The organism is Pseudarthrobacter sp. NPDC055928 (assembly GCF_042270935.1).
In the GTDB taxonomy this organism is placed as follows: domain Bacteria; phylum Actinomycetota; class Actinomycetes; order Actinomycetales; family Micrococcaceae; genus Arthrobacter.
In genome coordinates, this window is the sequence record NZ_JBHJZH010000028.1 from 1 (window position 1) to 25,967 (window position 25,967).

The 25,967-nt window shown below is 65.4% G+C and carries 23 protein-coding genes; 18 read left to right on the top strand and 5 right to left on the bottom strand.

Features of this window, described 5'->3' with window-relative positions:
- The first annotated feature begins 113 nt into the window (after window positions 1-113).
- Window positions 114-2,507 (top strand): bifunctional (p)ppGpp synthetase/guanosine-3',5'-bis(diphosphate) 3'-pyrophosphohydrolase, encoded by a 2,394-nt coding sequence (locus ACFC25_RS21670; protein ID WP_337348610.1) that lies wholly within the window; start codon window positions 114-116, stop codon window positions 2,505-2,507.
- On the opposite strand, the gene ACFC25_RS21675 is transcribed toward ACFC25_RS21670, so the two are convergent.
- The 3 genes from ACFC25_RS21675 to ACFC25_RS21685 all read right to left on the bottom strand — a co-directional run bounded on the left by ACFC25_RS21675 (window position 2,388) and on the right by ACFC25_RS21685 (window position 5,832).
- Window positions 2,388-3,113: a hypothetical protein gene (locus tag ACFC25_RS21675; RefSeq protein ID WP_376048991.1), complete on the bottom strand. Its 726-nt coding sequence runs from the start codon at window positions 3,111-3,113 to the stop codon at window positions 2,388-2,390. The two genes, ACFC25_RS21670 and ACFC25_RS21675, sit on opposite strands and share 120 nt — an antisense overlap.
- Before the next feature lie 111 nt (window positions 3,114-3,224).
- A complete protein-coding gene (locus tag ACFC25_RS21680; RefSeq protein ID WP_376048994.1) occupies window positions 3,225-4,964 on the bottom strand; it encodes a DUF349 domain-containing protein in 1,740 nt (579 codons plus the stop codon).
- Between the two features lie 67 nt (window positions 4,965-5,031).
- Window positions 5,032-5,832, bottom strand: a complete 801-nt coding sequence (locus tag ACFC25_RS21685) for a peptidylprolyl isomerase (protein ID WP_376048997.1) — start codon at window positions 5,830-5,832, stop codon at window positions 5,032-5,034.
- 234 nt (window positions 5,833-6,066) lie between these two features.
- Here ACFC25_RS21685 and hisS point away from each other — a divergent pair, with 234 nt between their 5' ends.
- On the top strand, window positions 6,067-7,437 hold the full coding sequence (gene hisS / locus ACFC25_RS21690) for a histidine--tRNA ligase (protein WP_337351165.1): 1,371 nt from the start codon (window positions 6,067-6,069) through the stop codon (window positions 7,435-7,437).
- Window positions 7,438-7,564: 127 nt separating this feature from the next.
- Here the strand turns inward: hisS and ACFC25_RS21695 are convergent, their stop codons facing one another.
- On the bottom strand, window positions 7,565-8,809 hold the full coding sequence (locus tag ACFC25_RS21695) for an APC family permease (RefSeq protein WP_337348605.1): 1,245 nt from the start codon (window positions 8,807-8,809) through the stop codon (window positions 7,565-7,567).
- Between the two features lie 107 nt (window positions 8,810-8,916).
- On the opposite strand from ACFC25_RS21695, the gene aspS reads away from it, so the two are divergent.
- Both aspS and ACFC25_RS21705 read left to right on the top strand, forming a co-directional pair.
- Entirely contained in the window at window positions 8,917-10,701 is a 1,785-nt protein-coding gene (aspS, locus tag ACFC25_RS21700; RefSeq protein WP_337351167.1) for an aspartate--tRNA ligase, read from the top strand.
- A gap of 72 nt (window positions 10,702-10,773) precedes the next feature.
- Window positions 10,774-11,574: a GNAT family N-acetyltransferase gene (locus ACFC25_RS21705; RefSeq protein ID WP_376049002.1), complete on the top strand. Its 801-nt coding sequence runs from the start codon at window positions 10,774-10,776 to the stop codon at window positions 11,572-11,574.
- A 19-nt stretch (window positions 11,575-11,593) separates the two neighbouring features.
- On the opposite strand, the gene ACFC25_RS21710 is transcribed toward ACFC25_RS21705, so the two are convergent.
- A complete protein-coding gene (locus tag ACFC25_RS21710; RefSeq protein ID WP_337351169.1) occupies window positions 11,594-12,265 on the bottom strand; it encodes an acVLRF1 family peptidyl-tRNA hydrolase in 672 nt (223 codons plus the stop codon).
- 79 nt (window positions 12,266-12,344) lie between these two features.
- Here ACFC25_RS21710 and ACFC25_RS21715 point away from each other — a divergent pair, with 79 nt between their 5' ends.
- From ACFC25_RS21715 to nusB, 14 genes are all read left to right on the top strand, one after another.
- Complete coding sequence (locus tag ACFC25_RS21715; protein ID WP_376049005.1) at window positions 12,345-13,757, top strand: replication-associated recombination protein A; 1,413 nt, start codon at window positions 12,345-12,347, stop codon at window positions 13,755-13,757.
- Between the two features lie 228 nt (window positions 13,758-13,985).
- A complete protein-coding gene (gene rpsD, locus ACFC25_RS21720) occupies window positions 13,986-14,612 on the top strand; it encodes a 30S ribosomal protein S4 (RefSeq protein WP_066291666.1) in 627 nt (208 codons plus the stop codon).
- A gap of 145 nt (window positions 14,613-14,757) precedes the next feature.
- Window positions 14,758-15,132: a DUF948 domain-containing protein gene (locus ACFC25_RS21725; RefSeq protein ID WP_376049008.1), complete on the top strand. Its 375-nt coding sequence runs from the start codon at window positions 14,758-14,760 to the stop codon at window positions 15,130-15,132.
- A 16-nt stretch (window positions 15,133-15,148) separates the two neighbouring features.
- Complete coding sequence (locus ACFC25_RS21730; RefSeq protein ID WP_207307738.1) at window positions 15,149-15,379, top strand: hypothetical protein; 231 nt, start codon at window positions 15,149-15,151, stop codon at window positions 15,377-15,379.
- Between the two features lie 113 nt (window positions 15,380-15,492).
- A complete protein-coding gene (gene alaS / locus ACFC25_RS21735) occupies window positions 15,493-18,171 on the top strand; it encodes an alanine--tRNA ligase (RefSeq protein WP_376049011.1) in 2,679 nt (892 codons plus the stop codon).
- 7 nt (window positions 18,172-18,178) lie between these two features.
- Window positions 18,179-18,772: a Holliday junction resolvase RuvX gene (gene ruvX, locus ACFC25_RS21740; protein ID WP_376049014.1), complete on the top strand. Its 594-nt coding sequence runs from the start codon at window positions 18,179-18,181 to the stop codon at window positions 18,770-18,772.
- A complete protein-coding gene (gene mltG, locus ACFC25_RS21745) occupies window positions 18,769-20,529 on the top strand; it encodes an endolytic transglycosylase MltG (protein WP_376049017.1) in 1,761 nt (586 codons plus the stop codon). The genes ruvX and mltG overlap by 4 nt, the downstream gene beginning before the upstream one ends.
- Complete coding sequence (locus ACFC25_RS21750) at window positions 20,526-21,386, top strand: shikimate dehydrogenase (RefSeq protein ID WP_376049020.1); 861 nt, start codon at window positions 20,526-20,528, stop codon at window positions 21,384-21,386. Before mltG ends, ACFC25_RS21750 begins: the two co-directional genes overlap by 4 nt.
- Before the next feature lie 26 nt (window positions 21,387-21,412).
- Entirely contained in the window at window positions 21,413-22,612 is a 1,200-nt protein-coding gene (aroC, locus tag ACFC25_RS21755; RefSeq protein ID WP_337348596.1) for a chorismate synthase, read from the top strand.
- Between the two features lie 59 nt (window positions 22,613-22,671).
- Window positions 22,672-23,181 (top strand): shikimate kinase, encoded by a 510-nt coding sequence (locus ACFC25_RS21760; RefSeq protein WP_376049025.1) that lies wholly within the window; start codon window positions 22,672-22,674, stop codon window positions 23,179-23,181.
- Window positions 23,178-24,269 (top strand): 3-dehydroquinate synthase, encoded by a 1,092-nt coding sequence (aroB, locus tag ACFC25_RS21765; protein ID WP_337348595.1) that lies wholly within the window; start codon window positions 23,178-23,180, stop codon window positions 24,267-24,269. The genes ACFC25_RS21760 and aroB overlap by 4 nt, the downstream gene beginning before the upstream one ends.
- Window positions 24,269-24,787, top strand: a complete 519-nt coding sequence (locus tag ACFC25_RS21770) for a tetratricopeptide repeat protein (protein ID WP_337348594.1) — start codon at window positions 24,269-24,271, stop codon at window positions 24,785-24,787. Before aroB ends, ACFC25_RS21770 begins: the two co-directional genes overlap by 1 nt.
- A gap of 164 nt (window positions 24,788-24,951) precedes the next feature.
- Window positions 24,952-25,515 carry an elongation factor P gene (gene efp, locus ACFC25_RS21775; RefSeq protein ID WP_337348593.1) on the top strand — a complete coding sequence of 188 codons (564 nt, stop codon included), beginning with the start codon at window positions 24,952-24,954 and terminating at the stop codon, window positions 25,513-25,515.
- A complete protein-coding gene (nusB, locus tag ACFC25_RS21780; RefSeq protein ID WP_337348592.1) occupies window positions 25,515-25,925 on the top strand; it encodes a transcription antitermination factor NusB in 411 nt (136 codons plus the stop codon). Before efp ends, nusB begins: the two co-directional genes overlap by 1 nt.
- Window positions 25,926-25,967 lie beyond the last annotated feature (42 nt).

Consider the following 25,967-nt stretch of genomic DNA (forward strand, 5'->3'; position numbering starts at 1 on the left):
GGGCATCAGGAGACTGATGCCGGCCGGCCCCTTCGCATTTAATCGCCGGTTACATATGTGTGCTGATCGGGGAATAGACTGGGGTAATTAAACGGGTCGTGAGGGGTGCTTCATTGGAAGAACGTTCGGCGTCGGCGCCAACGGCAGACGGAGATAACGGTCCGGGCCGCGGACCGCAAACCGGGCTGGTCCCTGCCGCACGCCCAGGACAGGCCGTCCCCGTCGACAACTCGGGGGCCCGGCCCACGTTTCCTGGAAGGCGCGAACGCACGCGTTCGCGCCTGGCACGGCTCACCGGTCGCGGCGGCGCCACCTATTCACCCATCCTCGAACCGTTGCTCAGGACCGTCCGGGCCAATAACCCAAAAGAGGACTTCGACCTCATCCAGCGGGCCTTCGACGTCGCCGAGCGAAGCCACCGCGGGCAGAAACGCAAAAGCGGTGACCCGTACATCACCCACCCCGTTGCCGTGGCCACCATTCTGGCCGAGCTGGGCCTCAGTGGAACCACGCTGGCCGCTGCGCTGCTCCACGACACCGTGGAAGACACTCCCTACACGCTGGCGGACCTGAAGAGGGACTTCGGGCCCGAGGTTGCCATGCTCGTTGACGGCGTCACCAAGCTGGACAAGGTCAGCTTCGGCGAAGCGGCCCAGTCAGAGACCGTTCGCAAAATGGTTGTGGCCATGGCCAAGGACATCCGCGTCCTGATGATCAAACTGGCGGACAGGCTTCACAACGCCCGCACATGGCGCTTTGTCTCCGCTGAATCCTCCGCCCGGAAAGCGCGCGAAACCCTGGAGATCTTCGCACCCCTTGCCCACCGCCTGGGCATGAACACCATCAAATGGGAACTGGAGGACCTGTCCTTCGCGGCCCTCTACCCGAAGGTCTATGAGGAAATCGTCCGGATGGTGGGAGACCGCACCCCGGAGCGCGAGAAGAGCCTGGGCGTCATTCGCGACCAGATCACCGAGGACCTCCGGGCCGCCAGGATCAAGGCCACGATTACCGGCCGGCCGAAGCATTATTACTCGATCTACCAAAAGATGGTGGTCCGGGACAAAGACTTCGATGACATCAATGACCTGATGGGTGTCCGCGTGCTGGTGGACTCCGTGCGGGACTGTTATGCGGCGCTGGGGACCATGCATGCGCGCTGGAACCCGCTGCCGGGGCGGTTCAAGGACTACATAGCGATGCCGAAGTTCAATATGTACCAGTCCCTGCACACTACGGTGATTGGGCCTGGCGGCAAGCCGGTGGAGATCCAGATCCGGACCCACGAGATGCACCGCCGCGCAGAATACGGCGTGGCCGCACACTGGAAGTACAAGGACCAGCCCAACCGTACGGCCACCGGCCCGGGCAGCCCTCGCGACGGTGACATGGGCTGGCTGCGGTCGCTGGTGGACTGGCAGCAGGAGACTTCCGATCCCGGGGAGTTCCTGGATTCGCTCCGGTTCGAGATCAACGCCCGTGAAGTGTTTGTTTTCACGCCCAAGGGTGAGGTGATGGCACTGCCGGCCGGATCCACTCCGGTTGACTTTGCCTACGCCGTCCACACCGAGGTGGGACACCGGACCATCGGTGCCCGCGTCAACGGCAAGCTGGTCCCGCTCAACAGTGAACTGAACCACGGCGACTGGGTGGAGATCTTCACCTCGAAGGCCGAAGGAGCCGGCCCCAGCCAGGACTGGCAGCATTTCGTCAAGAGCGCCCGTGCACGGAACAAGATCCGCCAGTGGTTCAGCAAGGAACGCCGCGAAGAGGCGATCGACCGCGGCAAGGAACTCCTGACCCGCGCTATGCGCAAGCAAAACCTGCCGCTGCAGCGCCTGATGACGCACGAGGCGCTGGCCGCGGTGGCGGAAGACTTCAAGTACGTGGACATCTCCGGCCTCTATGCCGGCGTTGGAGACGGTCACACGTCAGCGCAATCGGTGATGGAAAAGCTCGTGGAGAGCCTCGGCGGAAGCGAAAGCACCGACGACGACATCACCGAAGTCAGCATCCCCACCCAGGTTGCCAAGACCCGCTTCTCTGATTCCGGCGTGGTAGTGCGCGGCGTTGGCGACGTCTGGGTGAAGTTGGCGCGCTGCTGCACCCCCGTACCCCCGGACCCGATCCTCGGATTCGTCACGCGCGGCTCCGGCGTGTCCGTACACCGCACCGACTGCACCAACATCTCGGACCTGAAGGACCAACCAGACAGGATTGTGGATGTCGACTGGGCACCCACGCAGTCGAGTGTGTTCCTGGTGGAGATCCAGGTCGAAGCGCTGGACCGTAAATCGCTGCTGTCTGATGTCACCCGGGTCCTTTCCGAGAACCATGTGAACATTCTGGCCGCGAGCGTACATACCTCCACGGATCGGGTAGCCATTTCACGGTTCGCCTTCGAGATGGGCGATCCCAAGTACCTTAGCCACGTCCTCAGCGCTGTCCGGCGGATCGACGGCGTCTTTGACGTCTACCGGACTACCGGCAACAAGCGCCGGAGCTAGGCGGGCGAGTTTCTCCAGGGCAGAGCGCTTGTGGGGCACGCGCGGCGTGGACTCGATGGCCAGGACCAGCAGGCGTAGCCGGACGTCGTTCTGTGGCCTGGACAGCAGCGCCTCCAACACTGGAAGTGCCCGCTGGGCGTCCACGTGCAAGGCGATATCCAGAGCCGTGCGGAGCGGACTGGAGATCATCAGGCCACCCAGGCTGACCACATCGCATGGCCCCAGCCTGACTTCGTGCAGCGTGCACCCTCGGGTGTTTCGCAGGCTGGAGATGCGACGCTTGGCATCCACGAGCAGGGCCAACCGGTCAGGTTCGCCGGCGCACCCGTAGATCCAGGCTGCGGTCATCCGTCCGGCGACCACGCGTTGTCTGATGGCTGCAGGCACGCTGTTTGCCGCCGCCCGTGCCCTCATCTGCGGCGATGGGGCAACGCCTGGGAGGGCATAGCCATGCTGATGGAACTGGCTGAGCACCCCATCACCGGCCATCGCCTGAAGTTCCGGCCACGTGAAGGGGATACCCGGTGAGTACAGTTCGGGGAACCGGGGGAGAGCAGGTGCAGGCGCAGTTGCCGCAACGGCGGGCGAAGGGGACGGAGTGGCCATTCAGCCATCCTGCCGGGTTGCCCGCCAACGAGTACAGGCCCGGCTCCGGTTATGTGGATAACCAGAACCGGACCTGCGTGTCCAGCCGTGACGCCCCTGAAGGGCCCCCGCCTAGGAGAGTTCGCTGGCCGAGCGCTGGATCTGGTCCAGCCATGCCTGCCGTGCGTCAAGGGCTTCCTTGGCGGCCTTGATCTTGCGCTGGTCGCCGGCCTTCTCCGCCTTGGCGAGGTCATCCTGCAGACCTGCGATGGCGGCTTCCAGCTGGGACAGCGCGCTGTTGGTGCGCGCTTTGGTCTCGGGGTTGGACCGCTGCCAGTTTTCCTCTTCCGCGTGGCGGACGGCGTCCTCCACCTTGCGGAGGCCGGCTTCAATGCGGCCCATGTCGGCGCGCGGAACCTTACCGGCCTCTTCCCACCGGTCGCGGACGGACTGGAGTGCCTTCTTGGCGGCGGCAAGGTCTTTTACCGGAAGGATTGCGTTGGCTTCAACGAGGAGTGCTTCCTTCACGGTGAGGTTGGCCGCGTATTCCTGGTCGATCTCTTCGTTGGCGGCCTGCCGGTTGGTGAAGAAGACGTCCTGGGCCGCGCGGAAGCGTGCCCACAGGGCGTCGTCATCCTTTCGGCTGGCGCGCGGCGAGGCTTTCCAGTCGTCCATCAGCCGGCGGTATTCACCCGCCGCATAGCCCCAGTCGGTGGAGGTGGACAGGGCCTCGGCCTCTGCAATCAGCTTCTCCTTGGCCGTCTTTGCCGCCGAGTTGTTGCTGTCCAGCTGGGAGAAGTAGGCCCGGCGGTGGCGGTCGAAGACGGTCCGCGCCGCGCGGAAGCGCTTCCAGAGGGCGTCCTCGTTGCTGCGGCCCAAGCGTACGCCGCTCTTTTGGGCTGTCTTCCAGCTTTCGAACAGCTCGTTCATGCGGGCGCTGGAGGTCTTCCACTGGATTTGGGAAGGGTCCTGGCCGGAGATGCTTTCGGCTTCGGCAACGATCGCTTCGCGGGCGGCCAGCTCCGCGGTGCGAACGGCGTCGTGCTCGGCCTTCTCGGTCTTCTCAAGCTCCTTGACCTGTTGGGAAAGCTTGTCGAGGCGGGTCTCAGCGGCACGGATGTCGCCCACCATGTTCCGCTCGGCCAGCTGTTCGCGCAGGTGTGTGACCGTCTTTTGCATGTCGGTGCTCGGTGCTTTGGAACTTACCCGCTGTTCCAGCAGTACGATCTGGGCCAGGATGTCATCGAACTTGCGGGCGAAGTACGCCAGGGCTTCGTCGTTGCTGACACCGGGGTACTGCCCGACTGCATGCTCCTCGCCGTCGATGGTCAGGAAAACGTGGCCGTCGCCTTCGACGCGGCCCCAGCGCGAAGCCTCGGCCAGAGACGTTGCGGGTACTACGGGCGCGGGTGCCGCAGCAGGAGCGGCGGCCGCCGGCTTGGGACGGGACGCGAAAGCGGCCGGTGACGGCGCAGGACGCGGTGCGGCGGCCGGCCGAGGCGATACCCCGGAAGCGGCATCGGCCGGGGTTGCGGCCTCGGCAGCAGCGGCGGGGGCACCGGCCTCGGAGGCTGTCTCCTCACCGGAACCGGCCGGGGCATCGGTTTCAGAAGATTCCTCAGCAGTTGCGGGGGCCTCCTCTGCAACGGCGTCGCCGGACTGTGCACCATCGGAGGGCGCAGGTTCGGACGGCGCACCTTCCGAAACGGCATCGTCGGTCGGTGTATCTTCAACCGATGCCGTCCCGTTGCCGGGCTCCAGGACCGCGGACTCCTCGGCCGTTGCTTGGTCAGCCACTGCCGGTTCAGCCACGGGGGCCGTTTCCTCGGTCAGGTCTGCTGCTGTTTCGTCGGATTTCTGACTGTCTGTCACCGCTAAAAGTCTTTCGCTTGGAGGGAAATACTCACGTACTGCACCGTGGCCGTGAAGGCCTGGCTTCCTACTTCAGAGAAACCGAGTCTATCGTGACTGGTTGCACAGGTGCGCCGTCTGTGGCGCTGGAACCGGGAGTGATTCCCGCGGCGGCAATGGCGTTCACTGCGTCCATTCCGGAGGTCACCTTGCCCACCACCGTATAGCCCCCGGCCGAGTCGGGGGGAATCACCGTGTCTTTGTAGACAACGAAGAACTGCTTGCCGTTTCCGTACGCGTTGTCGCCGGAGCGGGCCACAGCGATCGTGCCGGCGGGGTAGGTGTTGTCCGGCGGAGTGTTCTCGAGGGGACCCCAGGTGTAGTCCGGGTCGGCCGAGGCGGAGGCGCCGCCGCACTGGAGGAGGCCGAACGAGTCAGCGGTGGTCAGGCGGTGGCAGGCGCTGCCGTTGTAAAAACCCTCGTCCGTGAGCGTTTTGAAGACGGCGGCAGCCTGGGGCGCCTTGGTACCGTCGATTTCGATGCCGAGCACGTTCCCGTTGAGCGTCATTTCCCCGGTAAAAACTTTGCCGGCAGCGGTGTCCGCCGCCGGAATGTTGGGACCGTTAGTGGGCGGTGCGGACGGTGTGGGGGAGGCGGAAGGGCTGGTGAGCCCGGCCTGGGCCGCAGCATATTCCTCTTCCGTGGGGTTTCCGGCAAAGGCAGTGAGTTGGAGCACGACGGCGAGGATAACGGCGGCAGCACCGGCACCGGCGGCAATAATATTGTCCCGTTTGCGCCTTTGCTCCTGCTCCCGCCGCAGCTCGCGCTTGGCTTCCATCTGCTGGATGCGCCGTTTGGCCTCGCGGGCGCTGCGTGAACTGGCCGCCAATGGTCCTCCTGATAGTCGCCGCTGCGGCGTGCCTGGTGGTTCCGGTGCGCCTGCAGTTCCTTGACAGCATTTACTGCGCTCACCCGCACATTAGAGATGCAGGCGGATGACGCATAAACTGACTGCCGCACATAGTTTATGCATGAGTTGCCGGACAACCGCCGTTCCCGCCCCGTTTCGGGTGGAATGCCGGCAAAGTCCCAGGCACCCTTCATCCAGAGGAGATATTCCACCATGGCACGCACCGCCTCCCTGTCCGGATTCCCCGAGTGGCTTCCCGAGGAGCGGCTGGTGGAGTTGCATGTGCTGGACACCCTCCGCAAGGTTTTTGAGCTGCACGGGTTCGCCTCCATCGAGACCCGCGCCGTCGAAACGGTTGGCCAGCTGCTGCGCAAGGGCGAAATCGACAAAGAGGTGTATGGGCTTAGCCGCCTCCAGGATGACGAGGGCGAGGAGTCCAAGGCCGGCAGGCATGATCCGCACGCCCTGGCCCTGCACTTCGACCTGACGGTGCCCTTCGCCCGCTACGTCGTAGAGAACGCCGGCTACCTTGCCTTCCCGTTCCGCCGCTACCAGATTCAGAAAGTGTGGCGCGGAGAGCGTCCGCAGGAGGGCCGCGCCCGCGAATTCACCCAGGCTGACATCGACGTGGTGGGCGACGGCGAACTGCCGTTCCGCTACGACGTGGAGATCGCCCTGGTGATCGCCGAGGCCCTCAGTGCCTTGCCTATCCCGGATTTCCGCCTGCGTATCAATAACCGCAAACTGGCCGAAGGTTTCTACCGCGGCATTGGCCTGGATGACACTGCAGGGGTCCTGCGCAGCATCGACAAGTTGGAAAAGATCGGCCCGGCCAAGGTTGCGGAACTGCTGAAGACCGAACTCGGAGCCTCGGAAGAGCAGGCGCAGGCAGCTCTCCAGCTCGCCGCGATCCGCACGGAAGACACATCGTTCGCGGCACGGGTCCGCGCCCTCGGCGTCAGCAACGAACTCCTGGAGGAAGGCCTGAACGAGCTGGAGCAGGTCATTGAGGCAGCGGTGCAGCGCGCCCCGGGCAAGGTGATCGCGGACCTCAGCATCGCCCGCGGCCTGGACTATTACACCGGCACTGTCGTGGAGACCGTCCTGGTGGGCCATGAGCAGCTTGGTTCCATCTGCTCCGGCGGCCGTTACGATGCACTGGCGTCCAAAGGCAACCGCAAGTTCCCCGGCGTCGGCCTTTCCATTGGGGTAACCCGTCTGGTCTCGCGCATCCTCAGCCAGGACTTGGCGAAGGCTTCCCGCTCTGTTCCTACGGCCGTGCTCGTTGCGCTGACTGATGACGACAGCTGGGGCGCCGCCCAGGACGTCGCGGCACAGCTCCGCGGCCGGGGGGTTGCCACCGAGGTGGCGGCGAAGGCCGAAAAGTTCGGCAAGCAGATCAAGTTCGCGGACCGCCGCGGCATTCCGTTTGTATGGTTCACCGACGAGCACGGTAAGCACCAGGTCAAGGACATCCGAACCGGTGTGCAGGTGGACGCCGATCCCGCCAGCTGGTCACCGTCCGACGAAGACCTGTCCGTCCAGGTCACTACTGCCCTCCAGGCATCCGCCCAGCCGGCCTGACCCCAGGCTCGTCCCGGGCCCAACGCGACACTTCGTGGGGTACTTCACAAGGGTTCGCCACGCCTGTTTCCAGGGTGAGACTGCCCAAAGTGCCCCACGACGGCGCAACTTACATGCCGCTGCGGCGCTAACGTCGCAGCCGGAGCACCAGGAACCGCCCGGCTGCTCCGGCGGCCAGGACGCCAACCATGCCCAGCACCGAGGCGGCCGGAAGTGTGAACGCCAGGAGCAGGCAGCCGAGGAACCCAGTGACATTAAGCCACCGGGGGCCGTGTGCAGGGTGTTCGGGCAGCGTGTAGGCGGCCGCATTGGTGACCGCGTAATAGATCAGGACGCCAAAGCTGGAGAATCCCACTACCGTCATGACGTCCGTGGTGAGCAGCAGGACAATGACGACGGCGGCCACTGCCAGTTCGGCCACGAACGGCACCGTATGTTTCCCGCCGACGTGCGCCAGGGCGCCGGGCAGGTCACGTTCCCGGGCCATCGCCAACGCGGTCCGGCCCACCCCGGTGATCAGCGCCAGGAGTGCGCCGAGGCAGGCGGCGGCCGCGCCTGCCTGCACGAGCGGCGCGCCGGCGCCCAGAGCCGAATTCCGTACCGCCTCCAGCAGCGGCGTGGCCGTTGCGGCAAGGCCGGCGGGGGACAAGTGGTTCAGCAGCAGCAGCGCCAGGACAAAGTAGATGCCGAAGGCGGCAGCGAGGGCGGCCAGGATGGCGCGGGGAATCGTCCTCGCGGGATCCTTGACCTCTTCACCCAGGGTGGCGATGCGCGCGTACCCCGCGAAGGCGAAAAACATCAGGCCTGCTGCGGGCAGAATGCCCCCGACGCCGGCGGCAGCACCGCCGTCGGCCGCCTGAACGCCCGGGTGGGGGCCAACGATGCTGGCAGCGGCGACAAATACCAGCGTGGCCAGGACAACGGCCAAGAGGATCCTGGTCAGGAGGGCAGTGCGGGTAATGCCCAGCAGGTTGACGCCTGTCAGCGCCACTACCGCGGCAACCGCGACCGGAACGGCGTACTGTGGCGCAACATAGTTCCCGAATGTCAGTGCCATGGCCGCGCACGACGCGGTCTTTCCGGTGACGAAACCCCAGCCCGCCACAAAGCCCGGCCACGCACCCAGCCGCTTTCGGCCGTAGACGTAGGTTCCGCCACTGGCTGGGTACCTGGCTGCGAGTTCTGCCGAGGCGACCGCGTTGCAGTACGCCACGGCACCCGCAAGGAGGACAGAGACCACCAGGAAGCGTCCGGCGAGTCCGGCGGCAGGGGCGAAGGCCACGAAGACGCCCGCGCCCAGCATGGAGCCGAGGCCGATCGAGGTGGCGTCGAACACGCCAAGCCTCCGCTGAAGTTGCTGGTGCCTGGTCATGGGGGAGGCGAAGCCTTTCCAACGGGTAAACTCAAACGGGATTGTTCCCGGAACGATCCTATGCAACTTCCCTAAAGTTCCTGCTGTCTCTTTCAGAAAGGCGTGCTGTGCTGCGCACACATGACCTCGGATCCCTTCGCTCCGAGCACATTGGACAAACCGTAACCCTGGCCGGCTGGGTGGGCCGCCGTCGTGACCACGGTGGTGTCGCATTCGTGGACCTGCGCGATGCCTCCGGTGTGGCGCAGGTTGTGGTCCGTGAGGAAGAGGTCTTCCACGGTCTGCGCAACGAGTACGTCCTTCAGATCACCGGCACCGTCTCCAAGCGGCCCGAGGGCAATGAGAACCCGGCGCTGGCTACCGGCGAGATCGAGGTCATGGCGGACAAGGTAGTCATCCTTAACACGTCAGATCCGTTGCCGTTCCAGATTGATGAGCACGTTGAGGTGGGTGAGGAAGCCCGCCTGAAGCACCGCTACCTTGACCTTCGCCGCCCCGGCCCCGCACGCAACCTGCGGCTGCGGTCCGAAGCGAACCGGGTGGCCCGGGAACTGCTCCACCAGGACGGTTACGTCGAGATCGAAACACCCACGCTGACACGCTCGACGCCGGAAGGCGCCCGTGACTTTGTGGTTCCCGCACGACTGGCACCGGGTTCCTGGTACGCCCTGCCGCAGTCCCCGCAGCTTTTCAAGCAGCTCCTGCAGGTGGGCGGCTTTGAGAAGTACTACCAGATCGCTCGTTGCTACCGCGACGAGGACTTCCGCGCGGACCGCCAGCCGGAATTCACCCAGCTGGACATCGAGGCCAGCTTCGTGGACCAGGACGACATCATCGCCCTGGGCGAAAACATCGTCAAGGCACTGTGGAAGCTGATCGACGTCGAGATCCCCACCCCCATCCAGCGCATCACCTATGCGGACGCGATGGCGCGCTACGGCTCGGATAAGCCCGATCTCCGCTTCGGCGTGGAGCTGACCGAACTCACCGAATTCTTCAAGGACACCAACTTCGGTGTCTTCAAGGCTCCGTACGTCGGCGCCGTGGTGATGCCCGGAGGTGCCTCGCAGCCGCGCCGCACCCTGGACGGCTGGCAGGAATTCGCCAAGCAACGCGGACACAAGGGCCTGGCTTACGTGCTCTTCAAGGAAGACGGCGAACTGGCCGGCCCGGTCGCCAAGAACCTGACCGACACCGAGCGTGCTGGCTTGGCCGATGCAGTGGGCGCCAAGCCCGGCGACTGCATCTTCTTCGCCGCTGGCGAGAAATCAGCGGCCCGCGCCCTCCTGGGTGCTGCCCGCGTGGAGATCGGCCACCGCACCGGCCTGATCGACCCCAACGCCTGGGCCTTCTGCTGGGTGGTTGACGCGCCGATGTTCGAACCGGCCGCCGCAGCCGTGGCTTCCGGGGACGTGGCCGTTGGTGCCGGCAAGTGGACGGCTGTCCACCATGCCTTCACCTCGCCCAAGCCCGAGTTCCTGGAAACGTTCGACCAGGACCCGGAATCTGCACTCTCCTACGCCTACGACATCGTGTGCAACGGCAACGAAATTGGGGGCGGCTCCATCCGTATCCACGAGCGCGATGTCCAGGAGCGCGTCTTCGAGCTGATGGGGCTGGACAAGGCAGACGCCCAGACCAAGTTCGGGTTCCTGCTTGAGGGCTTCAAGTTTGGTGCCCCTCCGCACGGCGGCATCGCCTTCGGCTGGGACCGCGTAGTGGCACTGCTGGCAGGTGTTGAGTCCATCCGCGACGTCATTGCCTTCCCGAAGACCGGCAACGGCTACGACCCGCTGACCCAGGCGCCCGCGCCGATCACGCCGCAGCAGCGCAAGGAAGCCGGCGTCGACTTCAAGCCGGAAGCCAAGAAGGCTGAACCGGACGCCAAGTAGGCTAAAGCTCACATCTGAACAGGAGGCTCTCCGGACAACCGGGGAGCCTCCTGCCGTTGACGAAGGAGTACCGTGGCCGATACTGCCCTGCCGGACCTTGAACGTGTCATGGACGCAGCCTGGTTGGCGCCCGACCGGGGAGAGGCTGGCGGGTGGGTTCTGCGCGCCGCAGCTGGCGTGACCCAGCGCGCCAACTCAATTTGGCCCCGCCGCGCGCCGGACGGAAGCCCGCACGACAACCCTGCCCTGCTCCGGCAGGCCCGGGCTTGGTACCGTGGCCGGCGGCTGCCGGTAATCTTCCAAATCGTCGATACCACGCGCAACGAGGCACTGAATGCCTTCCTCGATGCGGAAGGCTTCACACGGCAGTCTGAAACCGTGATCATGGTGCGGGATGCCGGCGGGAACGAGCCAGGGCCCGATGCCGGCGTCGAAATAACGGCGGAGCCTTCCGCGGAATGGCTGCGGCTCTGGTGGAGTGTTGACGGCAGGGGCGGCGATGAGGCCCTTGCCACCGCCCGTGCCATTCTTGAGGGCTGCCCGGCCCTGTACGCACTGGTGAGGGACGACGCCGGGATCCCCGCCGCCGTCGGAAGGCTTGCCGTTCCTCCGGGCCCAGAAGGCGGGCCGGGCGACTGGGGCGGCCTGTACTGCATGGCCACGCGGTCCGATGTGCGGCGCCGCGGCTATGGCACCCGGGTTCTCCAAGCCTTAGCCGGATACGGAGCGTCACAAGGGCTGAACGGCTACTGGCTGCTGGTCACCGCCGCGAACCGCGGGGCGCAGGAACTTTACGCGAAGGCCGGGTTCCAGGAGGCCGGCCGCTACAACTACCGGCAGGAACGGCCCAAACGGCACCTGACCGGCTGCTGAATTCGAAGGGGAGTGGGTGCTACGACGCCGGGTCGGTGACCTGGATCCGGACTGCACAGGCATCCGCCGCCGCCTTTTTCAGGACGGCGGCACGGGGGTCGGGCACGTCGAGGTAGGCCAGCCGGGGCAGCTTGGCGTAGTCCTTCAGGACCGGCTCTTCCAGCACCAGGTCAACCAGGGTGCGGTCACCCCCGGGAACGACGTATTCGAACGATTGCCCGCTGAACACCTGCCGGGCCTGCCCCGCAACAGCCTGGACCAGTTCGTCCGCCTGGTTGGAACGGCGTCGTGCAAACCTCTGCTGCGACTGGCCGCCCGCCGCCGTCCGGGACTGCACGTACCTCGTGCCCGCTTTGGACGCCACAATGACTCCTTCGCTGGCCACAGCGACGCCGTAGCCTCCCCGCCGGACCAGGAGAAGACCCAGTCGACGCGGCTGGGAGGCGATGGAGGCCAGCCGCTCCAACGCATCGGCGCCCCGCCCCGGCCGGCCGTCCGCGGGCCAGGGCGGCTGCAGCAGCGCCGTGGTGCCGTCCGCCGTAAGAAGCCGCACGCCGTCGTCGTCATCACTGGGCCGGAAGCCGCCGTGGGCGGCGCTGAAGCGCTCCAGCCAACCGGAGAGGCGGGCGCCGGGCACAAAGGCCGTCCGGACCGAACCGGCCCGGCCGGCGCTGTCGGCGTGTGCACTCATGGGACCCCTTTGGGCTGGCGAATTTGGGCGGACGAAGAACTGGCGGAACGGTGCGTTGAACTATGAGTAGCCTATCTATGTGGATGATCTCTTCGCCCAAGGGCCAGGCAACGACGACGACGGCGGCAATGGTGCGCCAGCCGCCGCCGGCACCGGCACGGACAACAGCGGCCGGCCCCGCAGCCCGCTGGCAGTCAGGATGCGCCCACGGACCCTGGACGACGTGGTGGGCCAGCAGCACCTGCTGGGACAGGGCTCGCCCCTGCGCCAGTTGGCCGCCGGCGCAGACGCGGGCGGGCCTGCCGGGCCGGCGTCGGTCATCCTCTGGGGACCTCCTGGGACGGGAAAGACCACGCTTGCCCACGTGATCGCCAAGGGGCGCGGGCGGAAGTTCGTGGAGCTGTCCGCCATCACGGCGGGGGTCAGGGACGTCAGGCGCGTGATGGATGAGGCCCTGACCGCCCGCGACCTGTACAAAACCACCACCGTGCTGTTCCTGGATGAGATCCACCGGTTCAACAAGGCGCAACAGGATGCGCTGCTTCCCGGCGTGGAAAACCGCTGGGTGGTCCTGGTGGCGGCCACCACGGAAAATCCCTCCTTCTCAGTTGTTTCACCGCTCCTGTCCAGGTCTTTGCTGCTGACCCTGAAACCGCTCACCGACGACGACGTCGAAGGACTGATCCAGCGGGCAGTCACCGACGCCCGCGGACTGAACGCGAAGGTCGAACTCAGCGATGAGGCACTGGCCCACCTGGTCCGGCTCTCCGGAGGCGATGCCCGGCGCGCCCTGACCGCCCTTGAGGCCGCCGCAGGCGTGGCGTTTGGCGATGCCGACGACACCGGCGACGGTCCCGTGACCGTTGAGCTGAAGCACACAGAACGGGCACTGGACGTGGCAGCGGTGCGCTACGACCGCGCCGGCGACCAGCACTACGACGTCGCCAGTGCCTTTATCAAGTCCGTTCGGGGTTCCGACGTGGACGCAGCCCTGCACTACCTGGCGCGGATGCTGGAAGCGGGAGAAGACCCCCGGTTCGTGGCCCGGCGGATCGTGATATCGGCTGCCGAAGACGTCGGCATGGCGGATCCCACCGCCTTGCAAACCGCCGTGGCTGCGGCCCAGGCGGTGCAGCTGATCGGCATGCCGGAAGGCAGGATCGTGCTGGCCGAAGCCGTGGTGCACCTGGCGACGGCTCCGAAGTCCAACGCGGCCTACATGGGCCTGAACAAGGCGGTGGCCGATGTGCGTGCCGGGCTGGGGAACGGGATTCCGGCGCACCTGCGCGACGCCCACTATCCGGGCTCGAAACAACTGGGCCACGGACTGGGGTACAAGTACGCCCACGACGCCCCGCACTCGGTAGCAACCCAGCAGTACCCGCCGGACGACCTCGTGGGGCGGGATTACTACCTGCCCACGGCCAACGGCGCGGAACGTGACATCGCGATCAGGCTCGAACGGCTGCGCAAGATCATCCGGGGCAGCTGACTGCCGCGTTTGATCGGGACAGGTGGGGAAAGTAGGGCAAAGATAGCGAATGCTGGTAAGATTGATCGTTGTCTGGCAAGGCACGGACGCACATCCCCGCTAATTTCAGTGTTTATGCTGATTTGTTGGGGTAGCCCTGTGCCCAGTAGCAAAAGGCAGCGGTTGGCCGATGCTCTCCATCGTGGAGGCCAGTAACACTGACACACCGCAGATATTGGAAGGACACAAGTGGCTAACAACACTCGTGCTCGCCGTACCGCACGCCTTTCGCGTGCACTCGGCATCGCTCTGACCCCCAAGGCCGCCAAGTACATGGAGCGCCGCCCTTACGGCCCCGGTGAGCATGGCCGTGCCCGCAAGAAGCAGGACTCCGACTACGCCGTACGTCTGCGCGAAAAGCAGCGCCTGCGCGCCCAGTACGGCATCCGCGAAGCCCAGATGACCCGCGCCTTCGAAGAAGCCCGCCGCACCAAGGGCCTGACCGGTGAAAACCTGATCGAACTGCTCGAAATGCGTCTTGACGCCCTCGTGCTGCGTGCAGGCTTCGCCCGCACCATCGCCCAGGCCCGCCAGCTCGTTGTGCACCGCCACATCATGGTTGACGGCGTCCGCGTTGACCGTCCGTCGTTCCGCGTTGGCGAAGGCCAGCTGGTCCACGTCCACAGCCGCAGCGAAACCATGGTTCCGCTCCAGGTTGCAGCAGCCGGCGCACACCGCGACGTCCTGCCCCAGGTTCCGGCCTACCTGGACGTCAAGCTTGACGCCCTGCAGGCACGCCTGGTCCGCCGCCCGAAGCGCTCCGAGGTCCCCGTGACCTGCGAAGAGCAGCTCGTCGTCGAATTCTACGCACGCTAAATCCCAGCAGCGTATCCAAAGAAGCCCGTGGCAAGCGCCGCGGGCTTCTTTGTATGTAAGGTACTTGGGGGACATCTGCGGATCGCACGGCAAGTGCGCGGGCAGATGGAGAAGATCCACACAGCTTTTGAGGAGATGAACGTCTATGTCTGGTGGCGATATTGCCGGCCTGATCGCTGCCGGGGTGTTCGCACTCCTGGTGCTGCTGCTCGCGGTGCCCATCCTGAAGCTGGGGCGGGTTTTTGACGAAGTGCGCACATCCATCCGTGCTATCACCGACGGCGCCACTCCGCTGATGGACGAAGTGACGGCCACGGTATCCACCACCAACCAGCAGCTGAAGAAGGTGGATGGCATTGCCTCCAACGTTTCCGACGCCTCCGCCAACCTCTCCGCGCTGTCGTCCCTGATGGCGGCAACCGTCGGTTCGCCGCTGATCAAGGTGGCCGCATTCAGCTACGGTGTGCGCTCCGCCTTTGCCAACCGCAAGAAGCCCGCTGCCGGCCGTCGCAGCCGCTAAGCCACCGGAGAAACTGATGAAAAGACTTGTCTGGATGGGAATCGGCGTAGCTATCGGAGTCATCGCCTTCCGCAAAGTGACCGAAGCCCAGGCCAACCTGGGCCCGGTTGGCCTGAACCGCGCCGTGGGCCGGCTGGCCGACGGCGTCTACGATTTCGCGGACGCCGTGAGGGCCGGAATGCGCGAGCGTGAGACCGACCTCCGCGCCGCGCTCGGCGTCGAGTCCCAGGAACTGGTCCGGCGCTGACGCTCCGGAACCGGCGGAGAATTTAATCAGCAGTCCCGTATGCCGGGCTGCCCACTGAATCAAAACTGTCACGCAGCAGAATGCGTGAACCAAGAAGGGTATGTAGACAGCTCATGAAGTCGCAGGAGATCACAAAGCGCTGGATCGACTTTTTCGTCAGCAAAGGCCACACCGCCGTGCCTTCGGCCTCCCTGGTCTCCAGCGACCCCTCCCTGCTGTTCACGGTGGCCGGCATGGTCCCGTTCATCCCGTACCTGACGGCCCGGGAGGAAGCACCCTACGCCCGTGCCACGAGCGTGCAGAAGTGCATCCGCACCGGTGACATCGAGGAAGTGGGAAAAACCGCACGCCACGGCACCTTCTTCCAGATGTGCGGCAACTTCTCCTTCGGCGACTACTTCAAGGAAGACGCCATCAAGTTCGCCTGGGAGCTGCTCACCACCAGCGTGGCCGACGGCGGCTACGGCCTCCCGCCCGAACTGCTGTGGGTGACCGTCTACGAAGAGGACGACGAAGCCAAGGACCTGTGGCTCAAGAACACCGGCGTCCCCGCTGACCGCATCCAGCGCATGGGCAAGGCTGACAACTACTGGCACACCGGGCAGCCCGGCCCCGCAGGCCCCTGCTCCGAGATCTACTACGACCGTGGCCCCGCCTACGGCGTCGACGGCGGACCGATCGCCGACGAGAACCGCTACGTCGAAATCTGGAACCTGGTATTTATGCAGTACCAGATCGACAACGTCCGTTCGAAGGACGACTTCGACATCGTGGGTGAACTGCCCAAGAAGAACATCGACACCGGCCTGGGCATGGAACGCCTTGCCATGATCCTGCAGGGCGTCGAGAACATGTACGAGACCGACCAGGTCCGTCCGGTCATCGACAAGGCAGCGGAGCTTTCCGGGCGGCAATACACTTCCGCCGAGTCCGACGACGATCCGCACCACACCGATGACGTCCGGATGCGCGTTGTGGGTGACCACATCCGCTCAGCCCTGATGCTGATCGCCGACGGCGTGACGCCATCGAATGAAGGCCGCGGCTACGTGCTGCGCCGCCTCATCCGCCGTGCCGTCCGGTCCATGCGCCTGCTCGGCGTCGAAAAGGCCTGCCTTCCGGACCTCCTGCCGGCCTCACGCGACGCCATGAAGGGTGTCTATCCCGTGGTGGAAACGGACTTCGCCCGGATCAGCAGGATCGCCTACGCCGAGGAGAAAGCCTTCCTCCGCACCATCGCATCCGGCACCGCCCGGCTCGAGGACGCCGTGACCGTCTCGAAGGCCGCCGGCAAGCCGCTGTCCGGTGCCGATGCCTTCGCGCTCCACGACACCTATGGCTTCCCCATCGACCTCACCTTGGAAATGGCGGAAGAGGCTGGGCTCCGGGTTGATGAGGCTGAATTCCGCAGGCTGATGCTGGAACAGCGTCAGCGCGCCCAGGCCGACGCCAAGGGCAAGAAAGGCGGTCACGCCGACGTCAGCGCCTTCCAGGAACTCCTGGCCCAGGGTGAGACCGTCTTCACCGGCTACACCGACCTCGACGGCGAGTCCCGCGTACGCGGCATCCTCAGCGGCGGCCGGGCAGTGGCACAGGCCTCTACCGGGGATGAGATCGAGCTTGTCCTCGCCGAGACCCCGTTCTACGCCGAGGCTGGCGGCCAGGCCGCCGATACGGGCCTGATCACCGGTGACGGGTTCGTCGTCGAGGTCCTGGATGTCCAGCGTCCGCTGAAGGGACTCAGCGTCCATAAGGCGATCGTCCGCGAAGGCGAGATCCCCTCCGACGCCCTGGTGCGCGCCGCCGTCGACCGGGAACGGCGCCACGCCGCGGAACAGGCCCACACTGGCACCCACATTGTCCACGCTGCACTGCACCAGATCCTGGGCCCGGAAGCCACCCAGCGCGGTTCCTACAACAAGGCCGGCTACCTGCGCTTTGACTTCGCCTGGGGAGAGGGCCTCAGCACCGCCACGCGCTCGGAAATCGAGGAAGTCTCAAACCTGGCCATCCGCAACAACTTCCGGGTAGAGACCAAGGTCATGGGGCTCGCAGAGGCCAAAGCGCTGGGCGCCATGGCACTGTTTGGCGAGAATTACGGCAGCGAAGTCCGCGTGGTGGAGATCGACGGCGCGTGGTCCCGTGAACTCTGCGGCGGCACGCACGTCTCCAACACGTCCCTGATCGGCAGCCTGTCGTTGCTGGGCGAGCAGTCAGTCGGTTCAGGAAACCGCCGCGTCGAAGCTTTTGTGGGCATGGACGCCTTCCGTCACTTGGCCGCCGAGCGCGCGCTGGTGACGGAATTGACCGAGATGCTGAAAGTCCCGTCCGGCCAGCTGGCAGACCGGATCGCGGTGACCCTGGCGAAGCTCAAGAATGCCGAAAAGGAACTGGAACGGCTCCGCAAGGAACAGCTCGCGGCCGCCGCCGGCCAGATTGCCGGAACCGCGAAGGATGCCGCCGGCGTCAGCGTCATCGCCCACGACGCCGGCGAGGTCAGCGGCGCGGACGACCTCCGCGGCCTGGCCCTGGACCTGCGGAACCGCCTTGGCTCCGCCGCGTCCACGGTGGCTGTTGCCGGTGTCACCAACGGCCGGCCCATGATCCTGGTGGCCACCAATGAAGCAGCCCGCGAGGCAGGGGTTAAGGCGGGCGCCCTGGTCCGTCTTGCTGCCGGGATCCTGGGTGGCGGCGGCGGCGGCAAAGACGATGTGGCCCAGGGCGGCGGCACGGACGCGAGCCAGGTTGCACCGGCACTTGCGGCCGTTGTGGACGCGATTTCCCGGCGATAAGCACTCCATGACCAGTCCTGCAGAATCCCGCGCCTACCCCCAGGGCATCAAACTGGGGGTGGACGTGGGCACCGTCCGCGTCGGCGTGGCTCTCTGTGACCGCGACGGCATCCTGGCAACGCCCTACAAGACGTTGGACCGTAACCCGAAGAAGAACTCGGATGTCCGCGTCATTGCGGCGCTCGTTGAGGAACTCGGGGCTGTCCAGGTCATTGTGGGGCTTCCCCGCACCATGAAGGGGGAGGAGCACGCCTCCGCGCGGATGGCGACGGACTACGCGGAGCTGCTGGCCGGTGAGCTGGAAAGCCGTGGTCTGGACGTCCCCGTGTGCCTCGTGGACGAACGCCTGAGCAGCGTGACGGCCCACCGCAACCTGCACGAAGCTGGCATGAGCAGCCGCAACCACCGTAAAGTGGTGGATCAGGTTGCGGCGGCCGGAATTCTCCAGCACGCCATCGACATGCAAAAAGCCAGGGGGACGGACGTCGGCAGCCGCGTGAATGCGGCAGGCCGTCCGGGGCTATCCGGGGACGGGGCAGCGAGTATGCCTGCGGTCCCGGAGGACAAGACTCGATCTTCAGAAAACGGAAGGCTACTGTGAGCCCGGCCAACATTGATGACACCCCCGGCACCACCAGCGACGGTGCGGCCAGGCAGCTGACCCGCAAGGAACTCCGCGCGCTGGAGAAGTCCCTGCACACGGAAAGCAACAATGTTGTTCCGGAGCAGGCCTACGAAACCGGGTTCGACTACCTTGACGGGGGCAATGGCCACAACGCCGCCCCGGTCCCGCCCGAACCTGCAGCCCCTCCAGCGGTCCCGGCCGTGCCGGACGAGCCGCCGGCTTCCAGTTCCGTGCCTGCTGCAGCGCCCGAGACAAAAGCGGCGCCAGTCATTCCAGCCGAACCCGAGGGCACACCCCTCGTTCCGGCAGCGCCCGACACCCCGCCGGCTATCCAGCAGGGGGAGCCGGCGCCGGCAGGGGAACTGCATGAAGAAATACCGTCCGCGGACGCCCATCATGGGCTTCACGTCGCCCAAGAGCACTACGTTGGTGCCGCCCACCACGTGGATGGCCAGCACCACACAGACCACAGCTACGTCGGCGCTGACCACACCGACCACTACGACGACGGCCACCATGAGGCTGTGCACTATGAGGACGCGCACTATGAGGACGCGCATTATGAGAACGCTCACCACACCGAGGCTCACCACGACGGGCATTACCATCCGGATGACCATCACGACGCCGGCCTGCTCGGCGGCGCTTCGGCAGTTGCAGTAGTGCCCCGTCCTTCCAAGAAAGTGCGGCGCCGGCGCCGCCTCCTCGCGCTGTTCCTGACGCTGGCTGTGTTTGTGACCGCGGTGGCTGTGGGGGCCCAGTTCCTCAAGCCGCTGCTCGGAACCGACAAACCCAGCGATTTCCCCGGTCCCGGCACTGGCGAGGTTGTGGTGTCCGTGGAACCTGGAGAAGGTACCCGGTCCATGGCCAGCAAGCTGGAAAGCGAAAAGGTGGTGGCCAACGCGGACACCTTCCTTCAGGCCTTCATGGCCTCGGGCGGAACCCTGTCCCCGGGCGACTACACCTTCAAAATGGAGATGAAAAACGCAGACGCCGTCAATGTCCTGTTGGGCCAGGACAAGAGCAAGGTCATCTACTTTGCCTTGAGCGCCGGTCTGAGGATCGGCGAATCGCTGCAGGCCATCTCTGAGGGATCCGGCGTCCCCTTGGAACAGCTGACCGCCCTGAGCAACAAACCGGCGGAGTTCGGCCTGCCGGCCAACGCCAAGAACCTTGAGGGCTTCCTCGCTCCCGGCGAGTATCGCTTCCCGCTGGGCACGCCGGTCAAGGACATCCTGCAGTCCCTGGTAAAGACCACGGTGGACGAACTCGTGGCGCAGGGCATTACAGATCCCGCCAAGCAATACGAGGCCGTGATCGTCGCCAGCATCGTTCAGGCGGAGGGCGGCCAGGCCGAGTACAGGGACGTCGCAGGTGCCATCTACAACCGGCTCAAGCCCAACGACCAGACCAACGGGTACCTCCAGGTCGACTCGGCCGTGACCTACGGCTTGGGCACGAAGAGCTTCAACTTCACGGATGAAGAACGCCAGGACAAGTCCAACCCGTACAACACCTACGCCAACCCCGGTCTGCCGCCGGGACCCATCGGCTCGCCCGGCAAGACGGCCATTGATGCGGCTGCGAAGCCCAAGGCCAATGACTACCTGTACTGGGTGACCATCAACCTGGACACCAAGGAGACCAAGTTCTCCAAGACCCTGGCGGAGCACAACGTGTACGTGGACCAGTACAACACCTGGTGTGAAGCCCACGTAGGCCGCTGCGCATGAGCCTGCGGGCTGCCGTCCTGGGTCACCCGATCAGCCACTCGAAGTCACCGGCCCTGCACACCGCGGCATACGCAAAGCTGGGCATCGACATCAGCTACACGGCCGTGGACCTCACAGAGCGCACGCTGCCTGGCTTCATGCAGGAGATCAGGTCGCAGGAGGGGTGGCGCGGACTTTCCGTGACCATGCCGTTGAAGACGGCAATACTGCAGGAAGTTGACGAAGTCCGCGGCATCGGGAAAATCCTGGGGGTGGTCAACACCGTTGCGTTCGAAGAGGCAGGTGGCAGCGTCCGCCGTGTCGCCTACAACACGGATGTCGCCGGAATTGTTAACGCCGTCCGAAATGCGGGTGCCCAGCCGGCACCCTCGGCGGTGATCCTCGGCGGAGGCGGCACCGCGGCCGCCGCCGTGGCAGCCCTGAAGCAACTGGGCTCCGGCTCGGTGCAGCTGTTCGTCCGTGACGCCTCCAGGGTGCAGGAGGCACGTGCTGCGGCAGCCGGCGTCGGCATGGACCTCGCCGTGCGGCTCCTATCCGATGCCGCGGGGCCTGCGGCTGCTGCCGACGTCGTTATTTCAACATTGCCGCCCCGCGCGGCGGATGGACTTGCCGGCGAACTGGCCGCCAGCGGTGCACGGACCACCGGCGTCCTGCTGGACGTGGCCTACGATCCGTGGCCAAGCCTGATTGCCTCGGCGTGGCAGGCCGGCGGCGGTTCGGTAGTCCCCGGGCTCGAGATGCTGCTCTACCAGGCAGTGGAACAGGTGCGGCTTTTTTCCCGGCTCGGGGACGAAGTTAACGCAGCTGTCATAGATGTGATGTGTGACGCAGTCGGACTCCCCCGACGGGCGTTCTGAGCGCCATACATGGCAGGATGGAAATTATGTTGCGTTGGTTGACAGCCGGTGAATCCCATGGTCCGGCTCTGATGGGAATTATTGAAGGCGTCCCCGCCGGTGTGGAACTCACCAGCGGGCAGATCGCTGATTCATTGGCTCGCCGCCGCCTCGGCTATGGCCGTGGCGCACGCATGAAGTTTGAACAGGACGTTGTAACCATCCTCGGCGGCGTCCGGCACGGCCTGACCCAGGGCGGACCGGTCGCCATCCAGGTGGGGAACACGGAATGGCCCAAATGGGAGCAGATCATGTCCGCTGATCCCGTAGACCCGGATGTACTCGCCGACCAGGCACGCAACGCCCCGCTCACCCGCCCGCGTCCCGGACATGCCGACTTCACCGGCATGCAGAAGTACGGATTCGACGAGGCGCGGCCCGTGCTTGAACGTGCCAGCGCCCGTGAAACGGCCACGCGCGTTGCCATGGGCACGGTCGCTGCCCAGTTCCTCAAGCACCTCGGCATCGAGCTCGTTAGCCACACCGTTTCCATCGCCAGTGTGACCGTGCCCGAAGGCCGGCCGCTGCCCGTACCCGCCAACGTCATCGCCCTGGACGCTGACCCGCTGCGCTGCTTCGACCGCGAGACCTCAGACGCCATGGTTGCCGAAGTCGATGCGGCGCACAAGGAAGGCGAAACCCTCGGCGGCGTGGTTGAGGTACTCGCCTACGGCCTGCCGCCGGGGCTCGGCAGCTACGTCCACTGGGACCGTCGGCTCGACTCCCGGCTGGCCGCTGCCCTCATGGGTATCCAGGCCATCAAAGGCGTGGAAGTCGGCGACGGTTTCCTCACGGCAGCACGCCGAGGCTCCGCTGCCCATGACGAGATCGTCAAGGACGCAGACGGCAAGATCATCCGCACATCCAACCGTGCTGGCGGCATCGAAGGCGGCATGAGCATCGGCGACGTGCTGCGCGTCCGTGCGGCGATGAAGCCCATTGCCACGGTTCCCCGTGCCCTGAAGACCATCGACGTCAGCACCGGCGAGGCTGCCAAGGCACACCACCAGCGCTCGGACGTCTGTGCCGTGCCCGCCGCTGGCGTTGTGGCCGAAGCCATGGTGGCACTGGTCCTTGCCGAGGCCGTCACCGAAAAGTTTGGCGGCGATTCCGTGGCCGAGACGAAGCGCAACATCAAGGGTTACCTGGACAACATTCCGGCGTCCCTGGACTCGATCGGCCACTAGTGCCCCACCGCAGCAAACCACATGAGGCGGACCCCAGACCCATTGTCCTGATCGGCCCCATGGCTGTCGGAAAGTCCGCCATCGGCTACCAACTGGCGCAGCAGCTGGGGGCGCCGTTTGTGGACACCGACGTCGTGATCGTGGGCAACCATGGGTCTATCGCCGACATCTTTGCCGGACGGGGCGAGCGCGCCTTCCGGGAAATCGAAGCCCGGACCGTGGCCAGCGTCGTGGAACAGGCCTCCGGCACCGCAACAGTGATCTCGCTGGGGGGCGGCGCCGTCCTGGATTCCGGAACCCAGCAGCTGCTGGGAAGCTGCACCGTGGTCTACCTGGAATGTGACGCGGAGACCGTGGCCAGCCGCATTGCCCGCAATTCCGGCCGTCCCTTGCTCGCCGGCGATGCCATGGGAAAGTGGATCTCGATGTTCGCCGCCAGGAAGCCGGTCTACGAACGGCTGGCAGACGTGGTCCTGGACGTCCGTGAGGGCTCCATCGCCGAAATCGGGCGCCGGCTCGAAGTTGCGCTGCGGGAATTCGCAGCTGCCAAACAGGAAGTTGAAAAGTGAGCGTCGAATCAACAGTTATCAAGGTCACCGGAGAATCGGCTGCCCAGAACTACGACGTCGTGGTCGGCCGGGGCCTGCTCGGCAGTCTTCCGGAACTCCTGGGTGAGCGGGTCCGGCGTGTGTTGGTCATCCACCCCCGGGCGCTGCGGCTCACGGGTGACACCGTGCGGGACGAACTCGCCGCCGCCGGGTTCACCTCGCTGACCGCAGAGATCCCGGATGCCGAGGAAGGCAAGCACATCCAGGTGGCGGCTTTCTGCTGGCAGGTGCTGGGCCAGAACGACTTCACCCGCTCTGATGCCATCGTCGCCGTGGGCGGAGGCGCCGTGACTGACCTCGCCGGCTTTGTGGCCGCCACGTGGCTCAGGGGTGTCAAAGTCATCCACATGCCCACCAGCCTGCTGGGAATGGTGGACGCCTCCGTAGGGGGTAAAACCGGCATCAACACGGCAGAGGGCAAAAACCTGGTGGGCGCCTTCCATCCGCCCGCAGGGGTGCTGGTGGATCTGGACACCCTGAACACGCTGCCGCGAAACGAGCTGGTTTCCGGCATGGCGGAGGTGGTCAAATGCGGTTTCATCGCGGATCCGGCCATCCTGGACCTCGTGGAGAAAGATCCTGAAGCGGTGGTGGATCCGCAGTCCGCCGTGCTGCGGGAACTTATTGAGCGGGCCATCGCTGTCAAGGCAAAGGTTGTTTCGGAGGACCTGAAGGAATCCGGGCTGCGCGAAATCCTCAACTACGGCCACACCCTGGGCCACGCCATCGAACTCGTGGAGCGCTACTCGTGGCGCCACGGCGCGGCAGTGTCGGTCGGCATGATGTTCGCCGCTGAGCTGGCCCGCAGCGTAGGTCGCCTCAGCGACGCCGACGCCGACCGCCACCGCAGCATCCTCGAGACACTCGGCCTGCCCGTCACCTACCGCCGGGACCGGTGGCAGGGCCTCCTGGATGGCATGCGCAGGGACAAGAAGTCACGCGGAGACCTCCTGCGCTTCGTTGTCCTTGACGGCGTGGCCAAGCCTGGCATCCTCGATGTCCCGGACACCTCTCTGCTGTTCGCCGCCTACCAGGAAATTGCTTCCTGATGCAGGGCGACCTTGAAGGCACCAGCGACTGGCCGGAGGCCGGCTTCCCCGGGATTCGCATCAACCCGGAATCCCTGCTGCCGGAGATCGTGAACGAGGACGTCTGCCGGGATGCCTTGGCAGTGTCCACCGACCCCGCCGACCACATTTTTGTGCTGCTGGTGGAAGGCCATGGCCCGGAAGCGGCCGAACTGTTGGCTGAAGCCCGCTTCAGGGATCCTGAATCGTTCAGGTTGAGGGCTTTCGAAGCCGAGGTCCTGCGGGTCTCCAACCGCCTGGACCGGGCCGTGGAGCTGTTCCGGCAGCTGCTCGCCGAGGTCCAGGGAACGCCCCGTGAGGCTTTGGTCCTGCAGTTCCTCGGCAAAACGCAGTACACGGCCGGCCAGACCTCCGCCGCTGTTGAGTCATTCGCCCGGGCACTGGACCTGCGGGTTGCCCAGTCGGCCGACGCCGCCCTGATCTACTCTTCCACCGTGGCACTCCAGCGGGCCCGCGACGTACTCGAACTGGCCTGCTGAGAGTAGCCCGCCAGCGGCCCGGACGTCCCTGACCGAAGCCGCGCCGGATTTACCGGTAGAATGGTTCTTGGATTTTTGACAAACACGCGCTGGCGGGCCGATTGGCATGCTGGCCGGCATAGATACGTCTGACCGCCCAGGCAGATAGAAACCAGAGGAAATCAGTGGCAACCACTAACGACATCAAGAACGGAACGGTCCTCAAGCTTGAGGGCCAGCTCTGGAACATCATCGAATTCCAGCACGTCAAGCCTGGCAAGGGTGGTGCGTTCGTTCGGACCAAGATGCGCAACGTGATGTCCGGCAAGGTTGTGGACAAGACCTTCAACGCCGGCCTCAAGATCGAGACCGCCACGGTTGACCGCCGCGATTACCAGTACCTGTACCAGGACGGCGCGGACTTCGTGTTCATGGACACCTCCGACTTCGACCAAATCACCGTTTCCGGAGCAACGGTAGGCGACGCCACCAACTTCATGCTGGAAAACCAGATGGTCAACATCGCCATCCACGAGGGCACCCCGCTCTACATTGAACTTCCCCCCAGCGTTGTCCTGGAAATCACCTACACCGAGCCGGGCCTGCAGGGCGACCGCTCCTCCGCGGGCACCAAGCCCGCCACGCTCGAAACCGGCTACGAGATCCAGGTTCCGCTCTTCGTCGAGAACAACACGAAGGTCAAGGTCGACACCCGCGACGGCAGCTACCTCGGCCGGGTCAGCGAGTAGTGAGCGCACGCGGTAAAGCCCGTAACAGGGCGCTGGACGTTCTTTTCGAAGCTGAGCAACGCTCGGTCTCCGCTTTTGATGTCCTCCGGGCCCGGCGGGAAAACACGGACCAGATCGTCAACCCGTACACCCTGGAAATAGTTGAAGGCGTGGTCTCACAGCAGACCGCCATCGACGAGTTCCTGGAGACCTACTCACAGGGCTGGACCCTGGAGCGCATGCCCTCGGTGGACCGCATCATCTTGCGCATCGGCACCTGGGAACTGCTGTACAACGACGACGTCCCCGACGGCGTGGCTGTCAGCGAGGCCGTAGCGCTGGCCAAGACGCTGTCAACCGACGAGTCGCCGTCGTTCATTAACGGACTCCTTGGACGCCTGCAGCAGCTGAAGCCTTCGCTGCTGGCTTAGTCCGCACGTCCATCCCCAAGGGGCCGGCGTCCGCCATCTGGC